At 62.0% G+C, this 22,900-nt stretch carries 21 protein-coding genes and 1 other RNA gene; 16 read left to right on the top strand and 6 right to left on the bottom strand.

Translation table 11 applies throughout. The annotated features are described in order from the left end of the window. The first annotated feature begins 28 nt into the window (after positions 1-28). From HNQ39_RS21980 to HNQ39_RS21960, 5 genes are all read left to right on the top strand, one after another. Positions 29-376, top strand: coding sequence for a hypothetical protein (locus tag HNQ39_RS21980; protein WP_184201992.1), 348 nt, complete (start codon positions 29-31; stop codon positions 374-376). Continuing rightward, entirely contained in the window at positions 373-885 is a 513-nt protein-coding gene (locus tag HNQ39_RS21975) for a hypothetical protein (RefSeq protein WP_184201989.1), read from the top strand. The genes HNQ39_RS21980 and HNQ39_RS21975 overlap by 4 nt, the downstream gene beginning before the upstream one ends. A gap of 101 nt (positions 886-986) precedes the next feature. Continuing rightward, complete coding sequence (locus HNQ39_RS21970) at positions 987-1,856, top strand: ankyrin repeat domain-containing protein (protein WP_184201986.1); 870 nt, start codon at positions 987-989, stop codon at positions 1,854-1,856. Between the two features lie 115 nt (positions 1,857-1,971). Beyond that, entirely contained in the window at positions 1,972-2,262 is a 291-nt protein-coding gene (locus HNQ39_RS21965; protein WP_184201983.1) for a putative quinol monooxygenase, read from the top strand. Positions 2,263-2,265: 3 nt separating this feature from the next. Next, positions 2,266-3,318, top strand: a complete 1,053-nt coding sequence (locus HNQ39_RS21960; RefSeq protein WP_184201980.1) for an SMP-30/gluconolactonase/LRE family protein — start codon at positions 2,266-2,268, stop codon at positions 3,316-3,318. Positions 3,319-3,373: 55 nt separating this feature from the next. Here HNQ39_RS21960 and HNQ39_RS21955 read toward each other — a convergent pair whose 3' ends face one another. The 3 genes from HNQ39_RS21955 to HNQ39_RS21945 all read right to left on the bottom strand — a co-directional run bounded on the left by HNQ39_RS21955 (position 3,374) and on the right by HNQ39_RS21945 (position 5,300). Further along, entirely contained in the window at positions 3,374-4,633 is a 1,260-nt protein-coding gene (locus HNQ39_RS21955; RefSeq protein ID WP_184201978.1) for an aspartate aminotransferase family protein, read from the bottom strand. A gap of 93 nt (positions 4,634-4,726) precedes the next feature. Beyond that, on the bottom strand, positions 4,727-5,059 hold the full coding sequence (locus HNQ39_RS21950; protein WP_184201975.1) for a hypothetical protein: 333 nt from the start codon (positions 5,057-5,059) through the stop codon (positions 4,727-4,729). Positions 5,060-5,069: 10 nt separating this feature from the next. After that, a complete protein-coding gene (locus HNQ39_RS21945; protein WP_184201972.1) occupies positions 5,070-5,300 on the bottom strand; it encodes a hypothetical protein in 231 nt (76 codons plus the stop codon). A 41-nt stretch (positions 5,301-5,341) separates the two neighbouring features. Between HNQ39_RS21945 and HNQ39_RS21940 the strand changes: the two genes are divergently transcribed. The 3 genes from HNQ39_RS21940 to HNQ39_RS21930 all read left to right on the top strand — a co-directional run bounded on the left by HNQ39_RS21940 (position 5,342) and on the right by HNQ39_RS21930 (position 7,708). Beyond that, positions 5,342-6,208, top strand: coding sequence for a GHMP family kinase ATP-binding protein (locus HNQ39_RS21940; RefSeq protein WP_184201969.1), 867 nt, complete (start codon positions 5,342-5,344; stop codon positions 6,206-6,208). A 68-nt stretch (positions 6,209-6,276) separates the two neighbouring features. After that, the gene (locus HNQ39_RS21935) at positions 6,277-6,645 is read left to right on the top strand and encodes a hypothetical protein (protein WP_184201966.1); all 369 of its coding nucleotides are present in this window, start codon (positions 6,277-6,279) and stop codon (positions 6,643-6,645) included. A 94-nt stretch (positions 6,646-6,739) separates the two neighbouring features. Beyond that, on the top strand, positions 6,740-7,708 hold the full coding sequence (locus tag HNQ39_RS21930; protein WP_184201963.1) for an isoaspartyl peptidase/L-asparaginase family protein: 969 nt from the start codon (positions 6,740-6,742) through the stop codon (positions 7,706-7,708). 71 nt (positions 7,709-7,779) lie between these two features. On the opposite strand, the gene HNQ39_RS21925 is transcribed toward HNQ39_RS21930, so the two are convergent. Continuing rightward, positions 7,780-8,952 (bottom strand): LL-diaminopimelate aminotransferase, encoded by a 1,173-nt coding sequence (locus HNQ39_RS21925; protein ID WP_184201960.1) that lies wholly within the window; start codon positions 8,950-8,952, stop codon positions 7,780-7,782. Between the two features lie 77 nt (positions 8,953-9,029). Here HNQ39_RS21925 and ssrA point away from each other — a divergent pair. From ssrA to rph, 5 genes are all read left to right on the top strand, one after another. Beyond that, positions 9,030-9,406, top strand: a transfer-messenger RNA (tmRNA) gene (gene ssrA, locus HNQ39_RS21920). A gap of 54 nt (positions 9,407-9,460) precedes the next feature. After that, a complete protein-coding gene (locus HNQ39_RS21915; protein ID WP_184201958.1) occupies positions 9,461-11,311 on the top strand; it encodes an N-acetylmuramoyl-L-alanine amidase in 1,851 nt (616 codons plus the stop codon). Positions 11,312-11,314: 3 nt separating this feature from the next. Beyond that, on the top strand, positions 11,315-11,929 hold the full coding sequence (locus HNQ39_RS30370) for a GerMN domain-containing protein (protein WP_184201955.1): 615 nt from the start codon (positions 11,315-11,317) through the stop codon (positions 11,927-11,929). Next, positions 11,930-12,721 (top strand): glutamate racemase, encoded by a 792-nt coding sequence (gene murI / locus HNQ39_RS21905; protein ID WP_184201952.1) that lies wholly within the window; start codon positions 11,930-11,932, stop codon positions 12,719-12,721. Then, positions 12,714-13,427: a ribonuclease PH gene (rph, locus tag HNQ39_RS21900; RefSeq protein WP_184201949.1), complete on the top strand. Its 714-nt coding sequence runs from the start codon at positions 12,714-12,716 to the stop codon at positions 13,425-13,427. The genes murI and rph overlap by 8 nt, the downstream gene beginning before the upstream one ends. 19 nt (positions 13,428-13,446) lie before the next feature. Here the strand turns inward: rph and HNQ39_RS21895 are convergent, their stop codons facing one another. Beyond that, entirely contained in the window at positions 13,447-13,935 is a 489-nt protein-coding gene (locus HNQ39_RS21895) for a methylated-DNA--[protein]-cysteine S-methyltransferase (protein ID WP_184201946.1), read from the bottom strand. A gap of 359 nt (positions 13,936-14,294) precedes the next feature. Between HNQ39_RS21895 and HNQ39_RS21890 the strand changes: the two genes are divergently transcribed. The 3 genes from HNQ39_RS21890 (at position 14,295) to HNQ39_RS21880 (ending at position 20,919) form a co-directional block, all read left to right on the top strand. After that, positions 14,295-17,471, top strand: coding sequence for a hypothetical protein (locus HNQ39_RS21890; RefSeq protein WP_184201944.1), 3,177 nt, complete (start codon positions 14,295-14,297; stop codon positions 17,469-17,471). Between the two features lie 116 nt (positions 17,472-17,587). Next, on the top strand, positions 17,588-19,567 hold the full coding sequence (locus tag HNQ39_RS21885; protein WP_184201941.1) for an SWIM zinc finger family protein: 1,980 nt from the start codon (positions 17,588-17,590) through the stop codon (positions 19,565-19,567). After that, positions 19,564-20,919 (top strand): reverse transcriptase family protein, encoded by a 1,356-nt coding sequence (locus tag HNQ39_RS21880; RefSeq protein WP_184201938.1) that lies wholly within the window; start codon positions 19,564-19,566, stop codon positions 20,917-20,919. The genes HNQ39_RS21885 and HNQ39_RS21880 overlap by 4 nt, the downstream gene beginning before the upstream one ends. Before the next feature lie 108 nt (positions 20,920-21,027). On the opposite strand, the gene aspS is transcribed toward HNQ39_RS21880, so the two are convergent. Further along, positions 21,028-22,827, bottom strand: coding sequence for an aspartate--tRNA ligase (aspS, locus tag HNQ39_RS21875; RefSeq protein ID WP_184201935.1), 1,800 nt, complete (start codon positions 22,825-22,827; stop codon positions 21,028-21,030). Positions 22,828-22,900 lie beyond the last annotated feature (73 nt).

The raw sequence follows: 22,900 nt of genomic DNA, 5'->3' as shown, positions 1-22,900 counted from the left end.
AGGCTGAAGCCCGCTGGAGAGCTATCGAATGGAATCTCGGGATGAGTACTTGAAAATCGCCCTCGATTATTTGTACGATGGTAAGGTGCCGGAGACACGGAAGGTCGAATGTCGTTTCGAGAGTGCGCTGGATTGGTTAGGGGGATTGTCAGGATATTTCGTGACTATCCGTCCACCTGAAATCGCTGGCGGAGTTTCCTCGGCCCACTATATATTCTGTGCCATAGATCAAAAGAAAACCCGAATGGTAATCAATGATGGTTATTCCAAAGAAGAAGTCGATATTGTAGATTTCCAAGAGAACGGTAGAGCGCCTGTGAGAAGCACTAGGATTGATCCGGACTTTATAGTTACTGAGAGTATTTTTAAGTTATGAAGAATACTAATAATCAATTATTGCTTGATCACTTTAATAAAGTACAATCCCATTTCCGGAAAAATGATTATAAAAAAGCCAGAGAATATATATCGGAAATACGAAAAATAGTGTTTGAAATCTCTTGTGGTTTTGTAGACCAGAAAATCCCTGAGGATGGTATTTATGATGAGATTTTTATGGTGATGGGAGCAGCCCACTGTTATGAAGGGATGATTGGCTTTATACAAGGAGACGGGAATTTATGTGTGATGATGCATATGCAGTCAATCCGATTTTTAGATAAGGTGCAGAAGAAGACAAACGAAGTGTTGTTCTTAGAGATGCGTAGTTGCATTGAAATTGCATGTCGATATTCCTCTGATATAAGGAATGAAGAGAAGATAAAATTATATTTAGATAGATTTAATTCATTGTGTCGTCAGATTGATGTGATGGATAATATTCCTCATAATATATCCGTTATGTGTAAGGAAAGAGACCGTATATATGAATTATACAATGGATAGTTTTTTGGAGATTTGATCATAGGATTCTTCTTATGTAGTAATTTGTTGATCATAACCCATAACTAGACCCTTCCCTCCGAACAGGGCAGGTGAGATATATTATGATAGAAAAAGACCACAATCATATCTCAATAGCAGTCAAGAGTTTGATCGATCACCTCCGTAGCGGAGATATTGGCGCTTTTTTTGCTATTGTTGCGGAGCATCCTGAAGCGGTTTATGGCCGGACGGAACTTGGAGTCTGTCCGCTGAATGTGGCTATTAACTTTGAGCGGGATGCGGTAGTTGATTTTCTTTTAGAGCGCGGGGTTGAGCTTAATCCTTTAAATGACTACACGCCGCTCATGACTGCTCTCTCACGTAGCAAATTCGAAAGTGCCAAAAAGCTTCTTAAGCATGGGGCACGGCTAGACATCACGGACGAACAGGGGCGAACGGCGTGGTCCATCTGTGCTTCTAATGGAAACCGTGAGGCTCTCTTGTTTCTGGTGGAGAACTCCCCTGAGCTTTTGGATGCCCTTGCATTTGCCTACGTTGGCGAGCAAGAACAAGCGATTGAATTTCTCCAGTCCGAAGCAGCATCGGGCTACCTAGAGCAGCATGGCGGAACGCTGCTACTCTATTGTTGCGAGCTGCGTTTAGAGAGACTCTTTGAGTATCTTGTTGAATCTGGAGCTGCTCTGGACTTTATCCATCCGCAGACGAAAAACACTTTGCTGCACTTGGCTGCCGGTGCCTGCCCGCTCTCATTTGTTCAAGCGATCCTGCCGCATGTTCGCCTCAATGCACGGAACGATGTGGGGCAGACTGCTCTGATAATCGCAGCGGCTGACAATAATTGTGAGGTTGTCTCTTTCCTCCTCCAAAATAAAGCTAGCACGCGCCTTAGAGACTGGCGAAAGCTGAGCGCACTGGACTATGCCCATATGGCAAACTGCCCACGTTGTATCGAATCTTTACTGAAAAAGTAGGCCCATTCATGGGGCTTGCCGCAACAGCCGGCCCATTTATGCGCCCGTCTCGATCCCCCCGAAATCGTGATGCCACCCGTCCCCAAACACGAAAATCCCAGGTAAAATGGGCGGCATGGTGATCATTGAAGTAACCTCGACCGTGCACCCCGACAAGCGCGATGCGGCTCTGGAAGCCATGCACGTGATGGGAGTCGAGACCCGCAAAGAGCCGGGCTGCCTGCACTACCGGTTTTATCAGGACATCGACGACCCCAATACGTTCTTTGTCTACGAGCGCTGGACCGATGGCGCGGCGCTGGATGCCCACATGAAGACCCCGCACATGGACGCGTTTCGCCAAGTGGTGCCGCAGGCCGTGGTCGGCCAGCCCATCTTTGCACGCTATGATCTGGAGGATAAGTAAGTTATGAACCGACGAAGTCTACTCACGGGCGCGGTGGCGCTCACCGCCTCGGCTGCCTTGGCGCAGCAACAGGAGAAGGGGAGCGCCTTCGACCGCTACAGCCCCGGCGCGGCACCCATCCGCTACCCCGATCCCGATATCATCGCGCTGGACAAGCGCTACGAGCCCCTCATGATCGGCAACACCCCGATTCAGCGCCTGCACACGGGCTCGATGTGGGCGGAGGGTGTCGTGTGGAACAGTGTCGGGCGCTACGTCCTCTGGTCGGACATTCCCAACTCGCTCCACCGCCGCTGGCTCTGGGACGACGGCCACACATCGGTGATCCGCGACTCCAACAACTCCAACGGCAACACGTTGGACCGCGAGGGACGGCTCATCTCCTTTGAGCACCTCACCCGCCGCGTGGCCCGCTACGAGCACAACGGGAGCATCACGGTCCTGGCGGACAAGTTCAACGGAAAGCCCTTCAACGCCCCCAACGACGGTGCCGTGCACCCCGATGGCGGCATCTGGTTCACCGATCCCGGCTACGGCTCCATGGGCTACTACGAGGGGATGAAGGGGCCTCTGGAGCTCAAAGAGGCGGTCTACCGGATCGATCCCAACACCCTCAAGGTGGAGAAAGTCACCGATGCACCTACCAAGCCCAATGGACTCTGCTTCTCGCCGGACTACAAGAAGCTCTACATCGCTGACACAGGCGATCCCCACTGCATCTGGGTCTTCGACGTGCAGAATGGAACCAAGCTGGGCAAGGCAAAAGAGTTCGCCAAGATGACCATGGAGGTGAATGGCAAGAAGGTCACAGGGAACGCCGATGGCATCCGCTGCGACACGGAGGGCAATCTCTGGGCATCGGCCGGCTGGGTAGGAGCGGGCTTCGACGGTGTCCATACCTTCGCCCCCGACGGCACGCGTATCGGTCAGATTCTCCTACCCGAGATCGGCTCGAACCTCTGCTTCGGCGGCTCCAAGCGCAACCGGCTCTTCATCACGGCGGGCCAGTCGCTCTACGCGGTCTACGTCAACGCACAGGGCGCCCACTGGTGCTAACGCGCACCGCCCTCCTGCCCCCCGCCGAGCGGGGGCAGGGGGGCGGAGATGGGGCTTAATCCAGCAGGCTCAGCACATCTGCCGTGTCGGTGAGGGCTTGGTCGAAGGCGGCGATTACCTTCTCGATCTGCTCGTCGGTGATGACGAGCGGCGGCTGGACCCGCATGATCTTGGTGTTGTTGAGCGTGTAGGCAACGACAACGCCGTTCTCCACCAGCGAGCCAATCGCTAGCTTCTGGATATCCGAGTCCGAGAACTCCACCCCAATCATCAGGCCGCGCCCGCGGACCTCCATGATCAGGGCGGGGTGCTTCTCCTGGATGCCCTTCAGCCCGGCCAGCAGCTTCTCGCCCTTGACCCGGGACTGCTCCGCAAGGTTGTCCTCTTGCATGATGGTCAGGGCCGTGAGCCCCGCCACACAGGCTGCCTCGTTGCCGCCGAAGGTGCTGGTGTGGAGATACGGGTTCTCGCGAAACACCGCGTCCCAGACCCTTTGCGTTCCCACGATCGCCCCGATCGGCATCACGCCGCCGCCCAGCGACTTGGCTAGGGTCATGATGTCCGGGGCTACCCCCTCCCAGTCGCAGGCAAAGAGCTTGCCCGTACGACAGAGGCCTGTCTGCACTTCATCCAAAATCAGCAGCGCACCGTGCTTGTCGGCGAGCTCGCGCGCGGCTTTTAGGTAGCCATCCGGGGGGATGCGGATCCCGTTCTCTCCCTGGATCGGCTCTAGCAGGATCGCCGCAGTCTCACCATCGACCGCTACCGCGAGGGCCTCGCTATCGCCGAAGGGAACATGGACAAAGCCGGGGAGCAGGGGCGCAAACGGGGTCTTGTAGGTATCGCGGCCCGAGGCGGAGAGAGCACCCAGGGTCTTGCCGTGGTAGGAGCCCTCGGCGGAGATAATCTTGGTGCGCCCCGTGGTCATGCGCGCAAACTTAATCGCCCCCTCCAGTGCCTCTGCCCCGGAGTTGCAGATAAAGCTGTACTGCAGGTTGCCGGGGGTAATCGCGGCTAGGAGGGCCGCCAGATCGGCGAGGGGCTTGTTGAGAAAGGTCTTGGACGAGAGCGGGAGGCGCTGCATCTGCTCGGTAACCGCAGCGACCACGCGGGGGTTGGCATGTCCGAGCGAGAAGGTTCCGTAGCCCCCGAGGCAGTCGATGTACTCGGTGCCATGGGCATCGCGGAGGGTGGCTCCACTGCCTTCCCACTCCACTTTGTCAAAGCCCGCGATCTTGAGGAGCGCGAGGGCGGTTGGGTTGACGAACTTTTGGTACTTTTCCGCAACATCGGCGGTGAGGGCATCTGCATCCATGCCTGTTATGATACCCGAACGCGGAACGGGGCTAAAAAAACAAAGACCCGCGCACGGCGCGGATCTTCGAGAGAGGGGAGAGAGTTCTAGAGCCTACTCTTCGACATCCTCGGTATCATCGCCTAGGTCGATATCCTCGATATCGTCCACGGTGATATCTTCATCGAGGTCCCCGATAGAGATCTCATCGGCGTCCTCGGTCTCTTCTTCTTCGTCCTTATCGTTGAGCTCCGCGAGGCGCAGGTAGTTGGCCTGTGCGGCGGCGGCGCTGGACTTCGAGCGGGCGTGGTCCGAGACAAACTTCACATTCACCTGGGCGTACCAGTTGGGAATGGTCGGGATTGGGATACCCGTGGTCGAGCAGCGGACTTCCTTAACTTCCTGCTCATCAATATCTAGAACGTCTATCGTAGCTTGATTACTCATCGTTTTTTCACTAAAGATCGGTAGGTTTTCGCGGTTTGGTCTGCGGCACGGTTGCGGGCGGCAGGAGGCCATTGACTAGCATCAGCACCCCAGCCACCAAGTATAGTGCCCACTCATAGCCCCGGTGCGCGCGGCCTGGGTCGAAGACCATCTTGCCCTGCAAGACGAGTCCTGCAAGCCCAATGCCTAGCAGGATAATGCCAAGCAGGTTAAACGAGTTCCACCAGCGAATCTGTTTCATTATCGCCTCAATCTCACCAGTTTATCATAAGGAATTTTGCTATGCATCTCCGCTCCCACGCTCCGGCCCGTATCGACTTCGGCGGCGCTTGGACCGATGTCGATCTCTACGCCCGTGATTTCGGCGGCGTGGTCTTCAATGCCACGATTAATCAGTACGTCACCGGCGAGCAGATCGTTACCGACGAAGGCATGCAGGTGCGCTATGGCTTTTCGCTTCCCACCGGCTCTGGGCTAGGGACGTCGGCGGCGCTGAATGTCTGCTGGTTCGGTCTGATCGGGGGCGGGAGCGACCGGCGCAAAGTGGCGGAGCAAGCCTACGGCCTCGAGGAGCTCCTGGGAATTCTGGGGGGGCGGCAGGACCAGTACGCCGCGGCGTTTGGTGGCTTCAACCTCATGCGCTTTGCGGGCGGCTCTCAGGTCGAGGTCGAGCCCGTTGCCCTTCCGCCAGAGACGATCACCGCCCTCGAAGCGCGGAGCGTCTTGGTCTACACCGGGACGCCGCGCCTCTCGGGCAATATTCACGAGAGTGTCTGGGGCGGCTATCGCGCCGGTCGCACGGAGACAGTTGCCGCGTTTCATGGCCTGCGCGAGGTCGGTCTCGCCCTGCCCGAGGCGCTTAAAAACGGTAACGTCACCGAGTTCGCCGCGCTCCTCGGTAGGAACTGGACCTGTCAAAAGAACCTCGACCCGAGTGTCTCCAACCCCCAGATCGAGCAGCTCTTCGCCACGGCACAGTCCGCGGGAGCCTTGGGCGGAAAGGCCTGTGGCGCGGGCGGCGGGGGCTGCCTCTACTTTGTCACCGAAGAAGGCCAGCAAGCCGCCGTCGTAGATGCGCTGGTTACCGCTGGGGCGCGCCACATCCCCTTCGCCTTCGAGTTCGATGGGCTCCGGGTCGCCGCCGATTGAAAGTCGGCGTCTGCAGTGGCCTGCGGCCGCAAAGCCCGTGCCGGGCTGGGGAGATTGGGGAGGGTGGGATGAGAAAGAAGGTGCCTTGGGTGGCGATTATTGCCGCAGCAAATGTTATCTTGTGTGGCTGGGCTCTCGTGAGCTATCTCTACCTTCGTGTCCAGGTTGTGCTCGCCAACGATCAGACCTGGCGTTTTGAACAGTCCCGGAGCCATGCGCTGGCAAGCAAAAACGCCGAGGGAGTTGCTGATCTCCAGAAGATCGTTCAAGAGTATCCGTCGGGAACGAAGCAGAGCAAGGGCTCGCTATTGGATCAGCTGGTCGAGCAGCAGCGAGCATCCGCCGTTCGCGAGGTCCTGGCCCATTTACGGAAAGAGACCGGCAAAAACCTCGGCGATGATCCCAATATCTGGATCGAAACGTACTCCAAAAACTAAGCCCACTCCGACACTTCCCCAGCCCGGAACAGGCTTCGCGGCGCGAAGCGCCACTGCAGACGCCGAATTCGATTCGGCGGGTACAATCGGCGGCATGGGAAGCTTAGAGATTTCGCGAAACGATTCGGTGGTGCAGGATGCGGTCCTGGTGATTCACGGGGGCGCGGGGACGATCCTGGAGGAGAACCTGACCCCGGAGCGCGAGGCGGCGTGCTGGGCGGGACTGCGGGCGGCGCTGGAGCGTGGCTACGGGCTCTGGCGCGACGGTGCCGATGCGCTCACGATTGTCGAGCAGACCGTGCGGGTCCTGGAGGACGATCCCATCTTCAATGCAGGCCGCGGGGCGGTACTCAATAGCCAAGGAATCGCGGAGCTGGACGCGTCGATCATGCGTGGCGTTGACCGGATGGCGGGCGCGATCACGGGCGTGACAACCATCAAGAATCCGATCTCGCTGGCACGGGCGGTGCTTGAGAAGACCCCGTTTGTCTTTCTCAACGGGCACGGCGCTGAGGAGCTAGCCGCGACCCTGGACGAGATCGAGGTTGTCGGGCAGGACTACTTCTTCACCGACGAGCGCTGGCGGCAGCTCCAGGCGCTCAAGGCGAGCAACTCGGTCTCGCTCTCGGAGGACAATAAGTTTGGGACGGTCGGTGCGGTGGCGCGGTGCCGGGAGAACCACTTGGCCGCCGCGACCAGCACGGGGGGAATGACCAACAAGCGCCACGGGCGGATCGGGGATAGCCCGGTGATTGGGGCAGGCACCTGGGCCGACGATGCAACCTGCGCGATCTCAGCGACCGGCCACGGGGAGTTTTTTATCCGCACCGCAGTCGCCCATGAGATCGCCGCCCGGATGCGGCACGCCAAAGAGAGCGTGGGAGTGGCCGCCAACACCGTGATCCATCAGGAGCTTCTCTCGATTGGCGGACTCGGCGGCGTGATCGCGCTGGCGGCCAACGGCGAGGCGGCGCTTCCCTTCAACACGGCGGGAATGTACCGGGGGGTGATCGCCGCCGACGGGACTATCGCGACGGCGATCTATGGGAAAACTGCCCCCTAACCCCCGTCCAACGGGGGGAAAATAAGGAAATTCCTCTTATCCCCCCCGCCGGGCGGGGGATGGGGGGGAACCTACTTCAACGCCTCGCGAATGCGGCCGATGGCCTCGGTGACGCGCTCGCCGGCCTTGTCGCCGGCAATCGTGAGGCTCATACGGACGTACTTATCGCCGTTCTCGCCGTAGCCCACTCCGGGGATCACCAAGACGCCCGCTTTTTCCAGAAGTAGCTTGGAGAAGCTCATCGAGTCGTGGCCCTCGGGGACGGGAATCCAGACAAAGAAGCCCGCCTTGGGGTAGGGAAGGTTCCAGCCCAGGGAGTTGAGGCCGTCGATGAGGAGCTTGCGGCGCGTGTCGTAGAGGGCCAGGGTCTCGGAGTTATCGGCGTTGAGCAGCGCCCAGCCCGCAGCGCGGGAGATCGCGGAGAACTGCTTGGAGTCGATATTGCTCTTCATCTTGTTCAGGCTCGCGATAGCGTCGGCGTTGCCCACCGCAAACCCGATGCGCCAGCCCGTCATGTTGAAGGTCTTGGAGAGCGAGTGCGTCTCGATGGCGACATCCTTTGCGCCCTCGGCCTGCAGGATCGACGGTGGCCGGTAGCCGTTGTAGCCGACCTCGGCGTAGGCGCAGTCGTTGCAGATCAGAAGATCGTACTCCTTGGCAAAGCGCACGGCCTCCTCGAAGAACGAGAGGGGAGCGGTCGCGCCGGTCGGGTTGTGCGGGTAGTTCAGGAAGAGCAGCTTGGCCTTCTTGGCGGTCTCGCTGGGGATCGCGGTCAGGTCGGGGACAAAGTTGTTCTCTGCGGTGAGGGGCATCAGGTAGGGGACACCACCCGCGAGGAGTGTCTGCACCTTGGGCACCGTGTAGTTCGGGTCCGGGATCAGCGCGACATCGCCGGGGTTGATGTAGGCCCAGCACAGGTGCGCGAGGCCCTCTTTGGAGCCAATCAGCAGTACGATCTCCGATTTCGGGTCCAGCGTCACGCCGTAGCGGTTGCCAAACCACTGGCACGCCGCGACCGTCAGGCCCGGATCGCCCTGGTCGGACTCATCGTAGCGGTGCGTCTCCGGGTCCTGTGCGAACTCGTAGAGCTTGTCGATAATGGGCTGGGGCGTGGGCTGATCGGGGTCACCGATACCGAAGTCGATCAGGTCCTTACCCTCAGCGCGGGCCTTGGCCTTGAGGCGAGCGATCTCGCCAAAGAGATACGGGGGGATTAAATCCAGTCGGGAAGCACGTTGTGGCATGGGTGAATTTTATCAGAAATTTCTCCGATACTTAACCGGCAGTGTGATACACTTGATACGGTTCTCAAAACCATCCTGGGGGCGATTGGAGTAGACAGGGTGCCGATGAGACAGGTGGCGAGCCGAGGCGCGGGAGGCCTCGTAAAAACCCGCAAAAAAAACAAACGCCAAGAAGAACAACTTCGCGGTTGCTAAGAACGCTGTGCGTTCCTTAGCGCTTGCTTAACTAGTTTAAGCCATCGCGTCACTTACCAGTGAGGAGTGAGTGCCCCGGTGAAGATGAACCTCACTACCTATCGGCGTAACGTGCGCATCGCCGGGGGAAACAAATCGTACTAGGACCCAGCCCAGCCCGTCCGTAGGCGGGGCCGTCTGAGAATTAAACTGCGGACTATGCTCGTAGAGGCTTGATCTTTGACCACTTTGGACTGGGGTTCGAGTCCCCACGCCTCCGATTTACTATCAATACGTGTTATTAACTGACTGGCTTAAGGGGGAACTCCATCGGATGCCGCAGAGGAAAATAGGCGCTGTTGTTGCTGCCGGACTTGCGGGGCTGTCTCTCGGGCTCCCCGCACAGGCGCAGAAATCGAAACCCAAGCCCACGCCGGGGACACTCTGGGCGAGCCGATTTGGAGGGACCATCCGGGTTCTCTATGGAGCGATGCCGCTTCCGGTCGCCAACCCGAGCCGTATGCCGTATCGGGACTCCCGGGACAATGCCATCTGTGTGGCACCAGAGTCGCTTGCTCCCTTGGGGATTGTCGCCACGGTCGAGGGCAGCTCGGTGAAGCTCTCCTGCGCGGACCGAAACCTCGTGATGGTGGGGGCGCGGCAGGGGCCGTTTGAGCGCTCGGGGGGAGTCTTTGTCGATGTGGTCGAGGTGCTGAAGTCCATGGGGATCGCCTCGCTCTCCTACGATGCCGAGTCCACGACCCTGACCGTCCGCTCGATCTTGCTGGCGGTGGGGCTACAAGGCGACTCGCTGCGGGTGAGTGCTGGCCTGCCGATCTCTCCCAAGGTGACCCTAGAGCGCGAGGGGCTTCGCGCTATCGTGGATATTTCAGGGGCGACTCTCGGGGAGCTGCCTCGCCAGCTGGCCCAGACCTCGCCAAAGATTTTGGGGGTGCGCACCCAGCAGCTCGATGAGAACACCGCGCGGCTGATCGTCGATCTGGCCGAGCCGCTGGCGCTGACCTGGAGCGAGGGTAAGCCAACCCTCAATGCCGTGATCGCCGCGCCGGGCACCCCGACCCTCAGCGAGGGAAGCCTGCCTCCGGTGGCGGTCGCGCCCAAGCCCACACCGACCGTCGGGAAGCCGTCGCTGCCGGCCCCGATGGTGCTGCGGGGGGTGGCTGCGACGGCGGTGGGCGACGATCGCCTGCGCTTTGCCTTGGAGGTGAATCGCCTCCCCGCGGTGCGCCCAACCCTCCAGAACGAGACCCTCACCCTGGACATGGGTAATATCTACCTCTCGGAGTCTGCCAAGAGCGCCGCGGCGGCGCTGGCCGAGGTCAAGCATCCCTTGATCAAGTCTGCGCACCTCGTGCCGGTTGGGGCAAGCGCGGCGCGGCTGGTGGTGGAGCTGGCGAGCCAGGTCGGCTTCACGATCAAGCACAGCAAGGGCGGTGGGCTCCTCCTAGACCTGCTGACGCCGCGCAAGACCGATGGCCCCTTGGCGGGGAAGACCATTGTCGTGGACCCCGGGCATGGGGGCAGTAGCTCTCCGGGGAACCGAGGCGACGACGGGGTCTTTGAGCGGAGCCTGACCCTCCCAATCGGGCTGATGGTGGCGCAGAACCTAGAGGCGATGGGGGCCAATGTGGTGGTCACCCGTGACTCCGACTTTGATCCCGGCCTGGAAGAGCGTGCCATTATCGCCAACCGGGTCAATGCCGATATCTTTGTCTCCGTGCACCTCAACGACGGTCGGCCTAACCGCACGGTGCGGGGGATCGAGGTCTACTTCCACCGCCAGGAAGAGACTAGCCGTGACCTTGCCCGCTTTATCGGGGCCAAGGTCAAGGAGAAGGTCGGGGAGGCGCTTCCCTTGCGAGGTGCCCGCTCGGACTCCGTGAATGCACCGGAGAAAGGCTATGCGATCCTGCGCAACTCCCAGATGACCGGGGTTCTTGTCGAGCTGGGGTACATGAGCAACGGTAGCGACTACGCCGCCCTCAAGAATCCCACCGTGCAGCAGCAGGCAGCCGAAGGGATCGCGGAGGGGATTGCGGACTACTTTGCCGCCAACCCCGCCCGTTTCACCAAGTACGTCAAACCGCAGCCACGCCGCGAGTACGGGCTGCCCTCCTTGACCGTCGCACCCGAGAATCAGGTGCCGGAGAATTCGGTAAAATAGAGCGTGTCGAACCAGAAGCGTATTTTCCTTGTTCTCTTCTCTCTGCTCGCGGGCATGGGGCTGGGCGCTCTCGCGCTGCTCTCCGGTCGCTCTAAGCCGGTCTATGTCAGCCCCTACCAGCCCGGATCGACCCCGCCGCCGGATGCACCGGGGCCCACGCCCGAGCCCATTGTCTCTCTCCCCACCCCCTCCCCAACAGAGCCGGGCCAGGCCGGAGCCGAGAAGAAAAACACAGTGACGGTCTACCGGATCGTGGATGGCCCCGATGGTCCCGTCCTGCGCCCTGAGACCAAGGAGGCGGTGGGGGACGACTTCACCCGGCTGGCCGCGGCGATTGCCTCCATGGCCCAGGGAGAGAACCCGCCTCTGCCGAAGGACACCCGGCTCCTGCGCCTGAAAGTAACCGGTGACACCGCGCTCCTCGACCTGAGCCCCGAGCTCAAGGAGAACTTCTCCGGCGGGGATCGCGCCGAGCTCCTGGTGGTCAATGCCTTGGTTGCCGTGGGGGCACAGCTTCCTGGGATCAAGCAGGTGCAGATCTTTGTCGATGGCCAGGCGATCGAGAGCCTGGGCGGGATGCAGTCCCTGCTCGAGCCCTTTCCCGTTCCGAAAAAATAGATGCTCGGGGTTTTTGACTCGGGGCTGGGGGGCCTGACGGTCGTCCGGGAGATCCAGGCGCTCTTGCCGACGATGGCAATTGCCTATGTCGGTGACTCTTGCCACGCCCCCTACGGTAGCCGCCCCGAGGAGGAGCTCCGTCGCCTCTCCCTGGGCCAAGCCGAGTTTCTGCTCGCGGAGGGCTGCACGGCGCTGGTAATCGCCTGCAACACCGCCACGGCCGCCGCTGCCGGGTATCTGCGCGAGCGCTTTCCCACCACTCCCATTATCGGCATGGAGCCCGCAGTCAAGCCCGCCGCCGCCGCCACAAAGACCAAGACTGTCGGAGTGCTCGCCACGGTCGGAACCCTCCAGAGTGCGCGCTTTGCCGCGCTCCTTGATCGCTTTGCGTCGGATATCACGGTCCTCACGCGTGCCTGTCCGGGCTGGGTCGAGGCGGTGGAGGCGGGAGCGTTCGATACCCCCGAGACACGCGCCCTCCTACGGCGCGATGTCGAGCCCCTGCTGGCAGCTGGTGCCGATACCTTGGTGCTGGGCTGTACCCACTTTCCCGCCCTCCGTGAGCCGCTACAGAAGCTGGTTGGCCCTGAGGTCGCGCTCATCGACACGGGCTCTGCTGTGGCACGTCGTGTGGTCGAACTTGTGAAACCGACACAAATGCCGGGGCTTTTGCTATATACTTCTGGCAATCCGACGGTGTTTTCTCGTAGTGCACAGGCTATACTGAGTGCGGAGCAGCGGCCGAGTGTGCTGCCGCTGGTCTGGAAGAATGGAAGGTTAGAGAATGCCTAGAGTGGACGGTCGAGGTAACCTTGACCTACGGGTGGTAAAGATCGAGCGTGGCTTCATGCCCAATGCGGAGGGATCGTGTCTGATCTCGATGGGAAATACGAAGGTCATTTGCTCGGCGACGGTAGAAGAGCGGGTTCCTATGTGGCTAAAAGGACGAGGTGAGGGCTGGGTGACAGCGGAGTACGCAATGCTCCCTCGTTCTGGCAAGGACCGCAAGCCGCGCGATACCGGCAAGCCCGATGGGCGCTCGGTGGAGATCCAGCGGCTGGTGGGACGGAGCCTGCGTGCCGTGGTGGACCTCAAGGCCCTGGGAGAGCGGATGATCACCCTCGACTGCGACGTGCTCCAGGCGGACGGGGGAACCCGGTGCGCGAGCATCACGGGCTGCTATGTCGCTCTTGCCGAGGCGCTCCAGACACTCCGACTGAAAAAGCCCGCACTGACCGACTCGGTTGCCGCAGTCTCGGTGGGGATCTTGGGCGGCGTGGAGCTGCTCGATCTCTGCTACGAGGAAGACTCCCGCGCGATGGTGGACATGGACATTGTCGCCACGGGGGCGGGTAAGTATGTCGAGGTGCGTGGCACGGCGGAGGGGCGCCCCTACGACCGCAAGCAGATGGACCGCCTGCTCGACACCGCCAATGTGGGGCTGGAGACCCTCTTCCGCAAGCAGCGTGAGGCCCTCGGCGAGATTCTCGCACCGTAGATTTGGGGATCGCGGCTCCCTAGAGTGCCGTGATCCCTTCCAGAGCGAGCAACGTAGCTTTTCGCTCCAGCCCACCGCCGTAGCCGGTGAGCTTCCCTGTTGCCCCGACCACGCGGTGGCAGGGGACGATAATCGAGAGCGGGTTCTTCCCATTGGCCAGCCCGACCGCGCGTGAGGCGCTGGGGTTGCCGATCCGCCGTGCCAGCTCGCCGTAGGAGATGGTCTGGCCGTAGGGAATCTGCTCCAGCTCCGCCCAGACCTGGCGCTGGAACGCTGTGCCGGCGGGGGCAAGGGGCAGAGTAAAGCCCGTGCGCTTGCCCTCCAGGTACTCGGTCAGCTGCGCGGCGGCTTGCTGGAAGACCGGAAGTGCTGGCGCTTCTTGCCAGTCGGGGGTGACTCTGGGGGCGTGTCGGTGGTCGGGGAGCAGGTAGAGGCCCGTGAGCGCCTCGCCATGGGACGTCAGCCGGAGTGGGCAGAGCGTGGTCGCAAGCTCGGTGAAGTAGATCACAGCGCTTAGTATGCCACAAAAAAGAATTGACAGAACGCTTCCGGCTTGGGCATACTCGGAGTAGTGTTTGGCGTGGAGGGCGGAGCTAAAATCGTTAGCCTTTCAAGCCTTCGGGTTTGAGCCACGATGCTTCGTCGTGGTGGCCGTAAAGCTCGCTTTACATCACCGGTCGCCGATGCGACTCAGCGCAGGCCGCACTAGTGGCGGTCTACCGTTCGCGCTGAGGAGCCTGCGGCCACGCCCCGTAGACCGCCACTAGTGCGGCCTGCGCCTACAGTGATCGTCGCCGGTCCCTGCAGGATAGTAGCGATTCCGCCCTCCACCCAGACACAGCTTTCCTATTTGTGTCGGAGATGACCATGCCCGAGCCAGATACCGATCTACGTCGTTTTGTCCGAGAGTCTCCCCTTACCTTTGGTGCGTGGCGTGAGCTCAAGTCCCTCTATAAAAAACTTGAAGCCGATCCGCAGGCCAGCCCCGAGCTCCTGGGCGCACTGATCGCGCGGCTCGATAGTGCTCCCTTGAGCCAGACCGTCGAGCGGCCGCGGGTGAACATTGGGCGGGTTCAGCGTCTCTTTGCAATGGCGGCTCAGGGAGATCGCCTCGCGGTCGCCCTGAACCGCTCCTGGAACAACCCGTATCTCTCGTTGTTGGACTTTAATGTCGCCAACCGCCTGCAACCCAAAAAAATCGGGATGGCACGACTGGAGGGAGGTGTTCGGGAGGTCAGCCAGGTGCTCTGGTGTGGCCCCTTGATCGTCGTGGCATCTGCCAGCACCATCCAGGTCTTTGAGCCGGAGCGTGAGACCCTCAAGCCCCTCGCGCAGCTGAGCCTCCCCAATGTCAGTGTCGCGGCTCAGTTTCCCTATCTCTACGTCCTCTCCAACAAAGAGCTACGGGTTGTGGATCTGCGCGATATCCACGGTGCGGGCACGGCCATTGAGCACCGGGGGGCAAGGCAGGTCGTGCTGGGCGAGGGATTTCTGGTGGTCTTGGGTGAGGGCGCGGGGTTTGCCTGGAACCGCCTCCCCATGACCGCGGGGATCAAGGTCTTGGACAGCACCGACCCTGCACGCCCCCTTCCCATGGGCGAGCTTGCGCTTCCTCAAAGCCGGACGATGGCACTGGAGAACCGGACCCTCTTTGTGACCACCAAGTCACGCAGTGGCCACGATACCACGCTGCACCGGATCGATCTGACGGAGCTCCGTACCCCGCGGGTGACAGGTCAGGTCTCGCTGGGCTACTCGTACCAAGATGTCTCCCTGCTGGCTCGCGAAGGCATGGTCTTTGTGGGAGGGAGCGCCATGGTCTCCCAGGTCGATGCGCGCGGTGACGACCTCAAGCCTTCCCGTCCTCTGCGAGATCATCCCTACGCCCTCGCGGCTGCGGAGGGCTGGCTCTACACCCACTCCTGGCAGGGGGTGTCCCTGCTGAGCATGGCAAACCCCGAGCGCCCGGCACCCTACGGCACCCCGCCATCGCCCAAGACCCTGGGCTACATGAAGCGACGGGCGCGGCGCTACCTTCGTGGGCTGGCCCAGACCGACCCTACTCGCTTTGTGGAGCTTGCGCTCCAGACCCTCATGGGCCTTACCGAGCCACTGGACGCAACACGCAACTGGGTCGCCTGGGACCTGCTCTTTGGCGGAGGGGAGCGCTTTGAGCAGCGGAGCCATGGGCGCGGGGCACTTGTGGAGAAAGCACCTCTCCAGCTCTCGATCCGCCGGCGGGAGGAGCGTGGCCGGTCGGCGTGGGATGCCCACCCGGAGCAGGCGGCGCAGCTCTACTTGAGTGAGCAGGCGGTCTGGCAGGCGCGGGAGCTTGCCTTGAAAGCCCTGTGCGCCGCAAAGGCGACCGTGCCGGATGCCAAGGGTGCGGGAGTCGTGACACCCTCGTTGTTGCTCACGGCCTATGGGGTGCGGGAGCTTGTTGCGGCGAAAGAGCTCACGCCCGAGAGGGCTGCACTGGGATTTGCCAGAGCGATTGCCCGCCAGCGCACCGCGCTCTTGCCGACAATCCTGCGCCAAGCCGAGGGCGATGCCAAGTGGAAAGCCGCGTTCGTCGAGTGTGTTCTTCGGGCAAGCGATCCGGCGAAACTCAGGCGCTTTGGTGCGATTGCCGGACTTGTCGCTCAGCACTTCCCGGAGGCGGTCGGCGGAACCGCCGTGATCCGTCTCGTGCCAGGCCTGCTGGCCTCGGGTAAGGCGAACTTACGGGAGCTGGCGCTTCGTGCCGCGATGTCGGTGGATGAAGGAACACTGGAGGAGTGGCTGGAGGTTCTGCCACACCTTCGTGAGATAGACCGTGAGCCCCTGCTGGTCGCGCTGGAAACGGGAGCGGCGGGGAAGGATCTGGGCGAGCCGTTTGAGCTCATGGAGCACGAGAGCACCCTCGTACGGGGCAGTCTCTGGCGCGTTCTGGCTGCCTCCGCGACACCAGAAGGGAGCCTCCGCGAGCTCTGGGACGAGCTTTTACTCGCCTCGTCCGTAAACGATGCGCTCCAGACTGCGATGAACTCGGCCTACGCTCTGGCGACTCTCGGGCGGGCGGGCTACACGGCGGGGGAGCTGGCCACGGCACTGATAGAGCGCCCGTTCCTGGTGGGGATTCTCGACACGCAGGCCTTTACGGCACTCACCCAGACACTGCCGGTGAGCGCGACCCTTCGCCTGATCGCTGCAGCCGAGGAGGGGGTCTGGGGCAGAATCCGCGATGGCTGGGTGCGAAACCTGCGCGAGGGCATCGGAATCACCGAGCTCTGGAGTGCCCTGCCCGAGGCGCTGAAAAACGACTTGGTGGGAAACCTCGAGATGCGTGTCCTCAACGACGCGACTATCACGGAGTGCCTGCTGACCTGTGAGGAGGCTGCACGCTTGCTCGAGATTCACGAGTCGGCGCTCGGGCCGCTCCTAGGGCGCTGGCTCGTGCGGCACTGGCCCAAGCTGGAGAGCGACGAAGGACTTCTGCTCACGGCAGCAACCCACGCCCTCGCCGAGGTACGAGCGCCCGCGCTGGAGATGGTGGGGCGGCGGACGATACGCTTGCCGTTTGCTCTGCGCTTGCTGGAGTGCGAGATTCCCGGCAGTGTCGCCGTGGGCAAGCGCTGGTTCGAGGCGAGTAGCCCAGAGGAGCTGGAGGTCCGTGCGCTGGCGCTCTGTGACAGCCCTGTGTTCTCCGTGCGAGCCTACGGGCGGCAGTTCGCGACGGCAAAAGCGCTCACGGGCGAAAGGCTGGCACTCGCCCTCTTTGAGCACGACGAGCCAGACATGCAGGCCTTTGCCGCGGAGGTCGCCGGGGATGCCTCTGCACCAAGCTTCGACCGCACGGTGCTACGGGCGCGCCACAAGTCGCGGCGGGCGAAGGAGCGGGTGAAAGCGCGTCAGGAGAGTGCGGCGCCAGACGGCCAGGTCGATGTGGCGACTCTGCTCGCCCTTGCCCGAGGAGCAGGGAGCACACGGGATGCGGAGTGGGCGCTGGTGCAGCTCACCAAGCGGGCACTGGCGGGAGAGACTGTCGAGGGGCTGTCAGTGTGAACACCAGCCCTCCACCCCCCGCAGCCGAAGGCTGTTTGTACCCGCTTCGCGGGCGGGGGGGATAAAACGAATTTCCTCATTGTCCCCCCGCTGGGCGGGGGTTAGGGGGTAGGATCATGGAAGTAACACAAAGCTATGCACGGCCATCCCACGCGGGAATCGACGACTCCGGGGCGCTACGGATGGGGCTCACGGCGGAGGCATCGCGGCCGGGGGTGCAGCTCACGGCGCAGATCAAGGACAGCCGCAGTTATGCTCGGGTGATGCTGGCGCTCTACAATGTCGTGTCGTCGGACCTGCGGAGCAAGAACAAAGATCACAGCGGCTACCAGAAATGGGTCGAGGAGCGCTATCTGGAGGAGCTTGATGCCACGCTGGGAGCGAAGCTGCGTGCTCTGCCGGGCTTGAAAGAGAAGCAGGGACGCCTGAAAGAGCGACTCAAGCACCTCAGCAGGGAGATTCGACCGCTGGAGCAGACCATCCAGAGTAAGGACTTCTACAACAAGCGCTACGAGTACTTCCAGTGGCTCCGCAAGCACGATATGGACGCCTGGTGGGTGCTCGATCCTGTCGTCTCGGTCCACGAGGACTGCGTGGTCTTCGAGGTATTTAGCCTCGATGAGTCGTCGTATGGCCGCGTGACCGTCCCTTGGGAGAAGCTCGAGGTGCTCGGCGACGTGCGCTACGGGACGACCAATGTTGACTACTCCAGCGCCCTTGCCGATGAGATGCGCCGCATTCGCTCGTATCGGCCGGCGTTTCTCTCGGTGGCGGCCGAGGGGGTGAGTATCGCCACGGGAGCGGGGGAGCGGGTAGAGAAGAAGATCGACCTACCCCCGACCTGGGTGCGCGGCTTCTTGCAAGTGCAGTCCGCTGCGGTCTACCCGGCACTTGAGGTCCCGTTCTCGCCGGAGACGCTCTCCGAGGTCCTGGCGGCACTCCAGCGCGAGCGGGAGAAGACCGGCCCGCGCTCGCTGCGCTTTCAGCTCACCCCTGGCGAGTGCCCGACCATCACGATCGAGCCGTGGGGGACGGTGATCAAAGAGCGTGTCCATACGTACACCGGCGACTCGGCCACCGAGATTCGGCTCTGGGGGCGGCGGCGCTTGCTGGCCTTTGCCGACCTCCTGCCCCACGCTGACTCGGTGACCGCGCGCTTTCTAGGGACGGGGATGCCGTCGTACTGGAGCATCACGCTCGACGGCCACCGCTTCGATATTGGGGTCTCGGGCTGGACCAAGAACGACTGGTCGAGTGCGGCCCGCTTCGACGTGCTCGCTGCCACGGGGCAAGCCAGCGACGGTGACATTGCCAAGGCATCCCAGGAGCTCGAAAAACGCCTCAAGCTCGTCCCATCCGACATCGCCGATCTCTCCACGGAGACCGCGACGGCGGCGCTCCAGAAGCTCTGCGCGACGGGGATGGCGATGTACGACCTCGCCGACTCCTGCTACCGCTGGCGTCAGCTCCTGCCGTTTCCCACCCCGGTGAGCGACGAAGACCAGCGCAGCAGGCTGGCGGGGCGGATCGTCCAGACCGGCGGTGTGAGCTTCCTCAAGGACACCGACGAGGACGAAGCGTTCTCCACCCTCACCGCCCGCACCGACGACACGACCTTCCGGTTCCGGGCCTGGGTCCGTGGCGGGGAGACCCGGCGCGAGGCCAAGTTCGCGGTGACGCTCGATCTCGACAACGATGGCCGTGTGCGCTTTGCGAGCTGTACCTGCTCGTTCTTCAAGCGCGAGAAGCTGCGAAAGGGCCCCTGCGCCCATATCCTCGCCGCGGTCGGGCTGGCATCGCAGCAGCTTTTGGGGGCCAAGGCTGCCAAGAAAGCCGACACGAGTAGCGCCGATGCCTTCGATTTCACCGACAAGACCTTTGTCTTCACCGGGGCGCTCACCAAGTTCACCCGCGAGCAGGCCGAGGGGATCGTCGTCCAGCGTGGCGGGAAAGCGTCGGGGAGCGTCAGCAAGAACACCCACTATTTGGTAGCAGGCGACAAAGCGGGCAGCAAGCTCGCGAAGGCACAGGAGCTAAAAATCCCCGTCATGACCGAGGATGAGTTCTTGGCACTACTGGGAGGAAGCATCGCATGACAGCGGCAGAGCGACAGCGTTTGAAAGAGATCGGCAAGGATGCCTTTATCCGTGAGGAGATGGTGCGCCTCGGGTTCTGGCCACCGTCGCCGGAGATCGCGGAGCAGTCGGCGGAGGCGGAGCGGAAGCTGCGGCCCCTCTACGACGAGCTGGTGGGTGTCCGGCGCGAGCTGGATGGAGTGGAGAAGGCGATTCGCGAGAGCGGCGATGTCCCGGCACTGCTGGCAGAGATTCGGCGCAAGCGGATCGAGCGGGTGCGTGCGGCGCGGGTGGTGAAGAAAGTTGAACGCGAGGCGGCGCGGGTCAAGAAGCAGGAGCAAGACGCGCTCTGGCGACGGACGGCACTGCCGCATCTGGGGCGCGGTGTCTCCGGCGGCCTGACCTTTGTCGAGGGGGAGATCGAGAAGCTGTGCGCGGCGATGGGCCTGACCGAGCGCGAGCTGGCGTGGCTCTGCTACCAGCGGCCCGCGTCGAAGACAGGGCACTACTCCCTCTTTACGATTCCCAAGAAGCGTGGCGGCAAGCGCGTCTTGGCCTCACCCAAGAGCAAGCTGCGCCAGGCACAGCGCTGGATTCTGAGTGAGATTCTCGCCAATCAAGCTCCCCATGCCGCCGCGATGGCTTTCTCGCCCGGCGCGTCGGTGGTGAAGAACGCCGAGCCGCACACGGGAAAATCCGTCGTGGTTAAAGTGGACTTGCAGGATTTCTTTCCGTCGCTGGGCGTCAAGCGAGTCAAGAACTACTTCGAGCACCTGGGCCACAGCGAGGGAGTCGCGACGGTTCTGGCGCTCCTCTGTACCGACTGCCCACGGGTTGCCGTGGAGTTCGACGGAGAGAAAAAGTTTGTCGCGGTGGGGCCACGTGGCGTCCCGCAAGGCGCGCTCACGAGCCCGGCGCTCTCCAACCTGCTCGTGGAGAAGCTGGACAAGCGGCTCACCGGCGCGGCGCAGAAGCTCGGGTTTGTCTACACGCGCTACGCCGACGACCTGACGTTCTCCCACGCCGACGGTAGTGCGCCCGTGGGGCTGCTCCTCACCCTCGTGCGGCAGATCGTCGCCGATGAAAAACTCACGGTGAATGAGAAGAAGACCCAGGTCTTGCGGTCGTCGGACCGCCAGATCATCACGGGCCTCGTGGTCAACGGCGAGCAAGGTGTGCGCCTCTCCCGCGACGATGTCCGGCGCTTCCGCGCGATCCTCCACCACTGCGACACCGAGGGCTTCGATAAGGTCAGCGAGCGCCTGGGCCGCAGCGCCCAAGCCTACTGCCAGGGCTACCTCGCGTTCATAAAGATGGTGCGCCCCGAACTCGCCGACAAGCTGGTCACGGCGCATTCGTGGCTGGTGCGATAAGACGGGCATTGAAATACCCGTCTCCCGAAAAAGAGCGGCCCGAGGACGCGCAGAGCTTGTTCGCTTCTGCGTCCACGGGACGCTCCCAAAAGCTCATGCCGGGGATTTCTAATCCCCGGAAACTGAAATCCCTAGCTCCTTGAGCTGCTCGGGCTCCACTTCCGACGGGGCATCCATCATCGGGTCGTAGCCGCCGCCCATCTTGGGGAAGGCAATCACCTCGCGGATGTTCTCTTCGTCGCAGAGGAGCATGACGAGGCGGTCCAGGCCGGGGGCCATCCCGGCGTGGGGTGGGGCGCCTAGCGCGAAGGCGTCGAGCATGTGCCCGAAGCGGCTCTGGATCTGCTCGGGGGTCAGGCCCATCTTCTCAAAGACCTTCACCTGAATCTCGGGGACATGGATACGGACTGCGCCCGAGGCGCACTCGGTGCCGTTGCAGACCATGTCGTAGCACTGGGCACGCATCGCCAGCGGGTCGGTCTCGAACTTGTCGAGGTCGTCGGCTTGGGGCATGGCGAAGGGGTTGTGCGCAAACGTGAGCTTGCCGGTCTCTTCGTCTTTCTCGAAGACCGGGAAGTCGATAATCCAGCAGTAGGCGAGCTTGTTCTTGTCGATCAGGCCCAGCTTGTCCCCGATAAAGCGGCGCAGGCGGTCCAGCACCTTGGCGACCGTCTCCGGCTGGTCGGCGATAAAGCCCACGAGATCGCCGGGTTGTGCCTCGGCGGCGGTGACGAGGGCTTCTTTCTCGGTGTCGGAGAGGAACTTGGCGACCGGGCCTTTGGTGGCCTTGCCTTCGTCGTCGACCAGGAAGTAGGCCATGCCCTTGGCGCCCCAGTCGCGGCTGAGGTTGCCCAGCTCGTCCATCTCGCGGCGGGGGATGCTCGCACCACCAGGATAGCGCACGGCCTTGACCTGGCCGCCATTGGCGAGTGTCTGCTGGAAGACCGCGAACTGCGTCTCCGTGAGGTAGGGCGCGCAGTCGATCAGCTCCAGCCCAAAGCGAATATCGGGCTTGTCGGTGCCAAAGCGGCGCATGGCCTCGTCGTAGGAGAAGCGCGGGAAGGGCTTGGAGAGAATGGTCTTGCCCGTCTTCTCGGTGAACTTCTCCACCACCTCGATCATCAGGCCCTCGACCATCCCGAGCACATCGTCTTGCGTGGCGAAGGCCATCTCAAGGTCGATCTGCGTGAACTCCGGCTGCCTATCTGCCCTTTGTGATTCGTCGCGGAAGCACTTGGCGATCTGGAAGTAGCGCTCCATCCCCGCCACCATCAGGAGCTGCTTGAACTGCTGCGGGGCTTGGGGCAGGGCGTAGAACTTCCCGGCCTGGAGGCGGTAGGGAACCAGGTAGTCGCGGGCACCCTCAGGCGACGATTTTGTGAGAACGGGGGTCTCGATCTCGAGGAAGTTGTTCTTGTAGAAGTACTCACGGACCGCGCGGACAATCTCATGGCGCAGGTGCATCTTGCGGTACATCTCAGGGCGGCGCAGGTCCAGATAGCGGTACTTGAGGCGCGCTTCCTCGTTGATGTTCTTGTCGTCGAGCTGGAAGGGCAGGGTCCGTGCGGCGTTGAAGACCGTGATCTCAATCGCCTCGATCTCCACCCTGCCCGTCTCCAAGTTCGGGTTGGCCAGGCCATCGGGGCGGGCCGCGACACGGCCACGCACCGAGATACACCACTCGCTCTTGACCTTCTCGGCGATGGCGTGGGCCTCGGGGCCGGTGACATTGCGGGTCGGATCGGCGACAATCTGCACGAGACCGGTGCGGTCCCGCAAGTCCATGAAGACAACCCCACCGTGGTCGCGGACACTATTGGCCCAGCCATTGACTACCACTTCTTGTCCCACATGCTCGACGCGCAAAGCGCCGCAGTCTATCGTCCTCTGCCAGCTTGCAAATGCCACAAAAACCTCCTTGTGCCTCCTCAGAGGCGCGTAAGGGTCATTATATCGCGAACCCCAGATAACGCAGTTATGG

The organism is Armatimonas rosea, assembly GCF_014202505.1.
Taxonomy (GTDB): Bacteria; Armatimonadota; Armatimonadia; order Armatimonadales; family Armatimonadaceae; genus Armatimonas; species Armatimonas rosea.
This window is presented reverse-complemented; position numbering and strand designations above follow the sequence as displayed.

What these genes read in the sequence shown, in the direction of transcription:
- HNQ39_RS21975 (WP_184201989.1), top strand. Translation starts at nt 373, where the DNA reads ATGAAGAATACTAATAATCAATTATTGCTTGATCACTTTAATAAAGTA.
- HNQ39_RS21925 (WP_184201960.1), bottom strand. Translation starts at nt 8,952, where the DNA reads ATGCCACAACGTGCTTCCCGACTGGATTTAATCCCCCCGTATCTCTTT.
- HNQ39_RS21970 (WP_184201986.1), top strand. Translation starts at nt 987, where the DNA reads ATGATAGAAAAAGACCACAATCATATCTCAATAGCAGTCAAGAGTTTG.
- HNQ39_RS21960 (WP_184201980.1), top strand. Translation starts at nt 2,266, where the DNA reads ATGAACCGACGAAGTCTACTCACGGGCGCGGTGGCGCTCACCGCCTCG.
- murI (WP_184201952.1), top strand. Translation starts at nt 11,930, where the DNA reads ATGCTCGGGGTTTTTGACTCGGGGCTGGGGGGCCTGACGGTCGTCCGG.
- HNQ39_RS21930 (WP_184201963.1), top strand. Translation starts at nt 6,740, where the DNA reads ATGGGAAGCTTAGAGATTTCGCGAAACGATTCGGTGGTGCAGGATGCG.
- rph (WP_184201949.1), top strand. Translation starts at nt 12,714, where the DNA reads ATGCCTAGAGTGGACGGTCGAGGTAACCTTGACCTACGGGTGGTAAAG.
- HNQ39_RS21935 (WP_184201966.1), top strand. Translation starts at nt 6,277, where the DNA reads ATGAGAAAGAAGGTGCCTTGGGTGGCGATTATTGCCGCAGCAAATGTT.
- HNQ39_RS21950 (WP_184201975.1), bottom strand. Translation starts at nt 5,059, where the DNA reads ATGAGTAATCAAGCTACGATAGACGTTCTAGATATTGATGAGCAGGAA.
- HNQ39_RS21945 (WP_184201972.1), bottom strand. Translation starts at nt 5,300, where the DNA reads ATGAAACAGATTCGCTGGTGGAACTCGTTTAACCTGCTTGGCATTATC.
- HNQ39_RS21890 (WP_184201944.1), top strand. Translation starts at nt 14,295, where the DNA reads ATGCCCGAGCCAGATACCGATCTACGTCGTTTTGTCCGAGAGTCTCCC.
- HNQ39_RS21965 (WP_184201983.1), top strand. Translation starts at nt 1,972, where the DNA reads ATGGTGATCATTGAAGTAACCTCGACCGTGCACCCCGACAAGCGCGAT.
- HNQ39_RS21880 (WP_184201938.1), top strand. Translation starts at nt 19,564, where the DNA reads ATGACAGCGGCAGAGCGACAGCGTTTGAAAGAGATCGGCAAGGATGCC.
- HNQ39_RS21955 (WP_184201978.1), bottom strand. Translation starts at nt 4,633, where the DNA reads ATGGATGCAGATGCCCTCACCGCCGATGTTGCGGAAAAGTACCAAAAG.
- HNQ39_RS21940 (WP_184201969.1), top strand. Translation starts at nt 5,342, where the DNA reads ATGCATCTCCGCTCCCACGCTCCGGCCCGTATCGACTTCGGCGGCGCT.
- HNQ39_RS21885 (WP_184201941.1), top strand. Translation starts at nt 17,588, where the DNA reads ATGGAAGTAACACAAAGCTATGCACGGCCATCCCACGCGGGAATCGAC.
- HNQ39_RS21915 (WP_184201958.1), top strand. Translation starts at nt 9,461, where the DNA reads ATGCCGCAGAGGAAAATAGGCGCTGTTGTTGCTGCCGGACTTGCGGGG.
- HNQ39_RS21980 (WP_184201992.1), top strand. Translation starts at nt 29, where the DNA reads ATGGAATCTCGGGATGAGTACTTGAAAATCGCCCTCGATTATTTGTAC.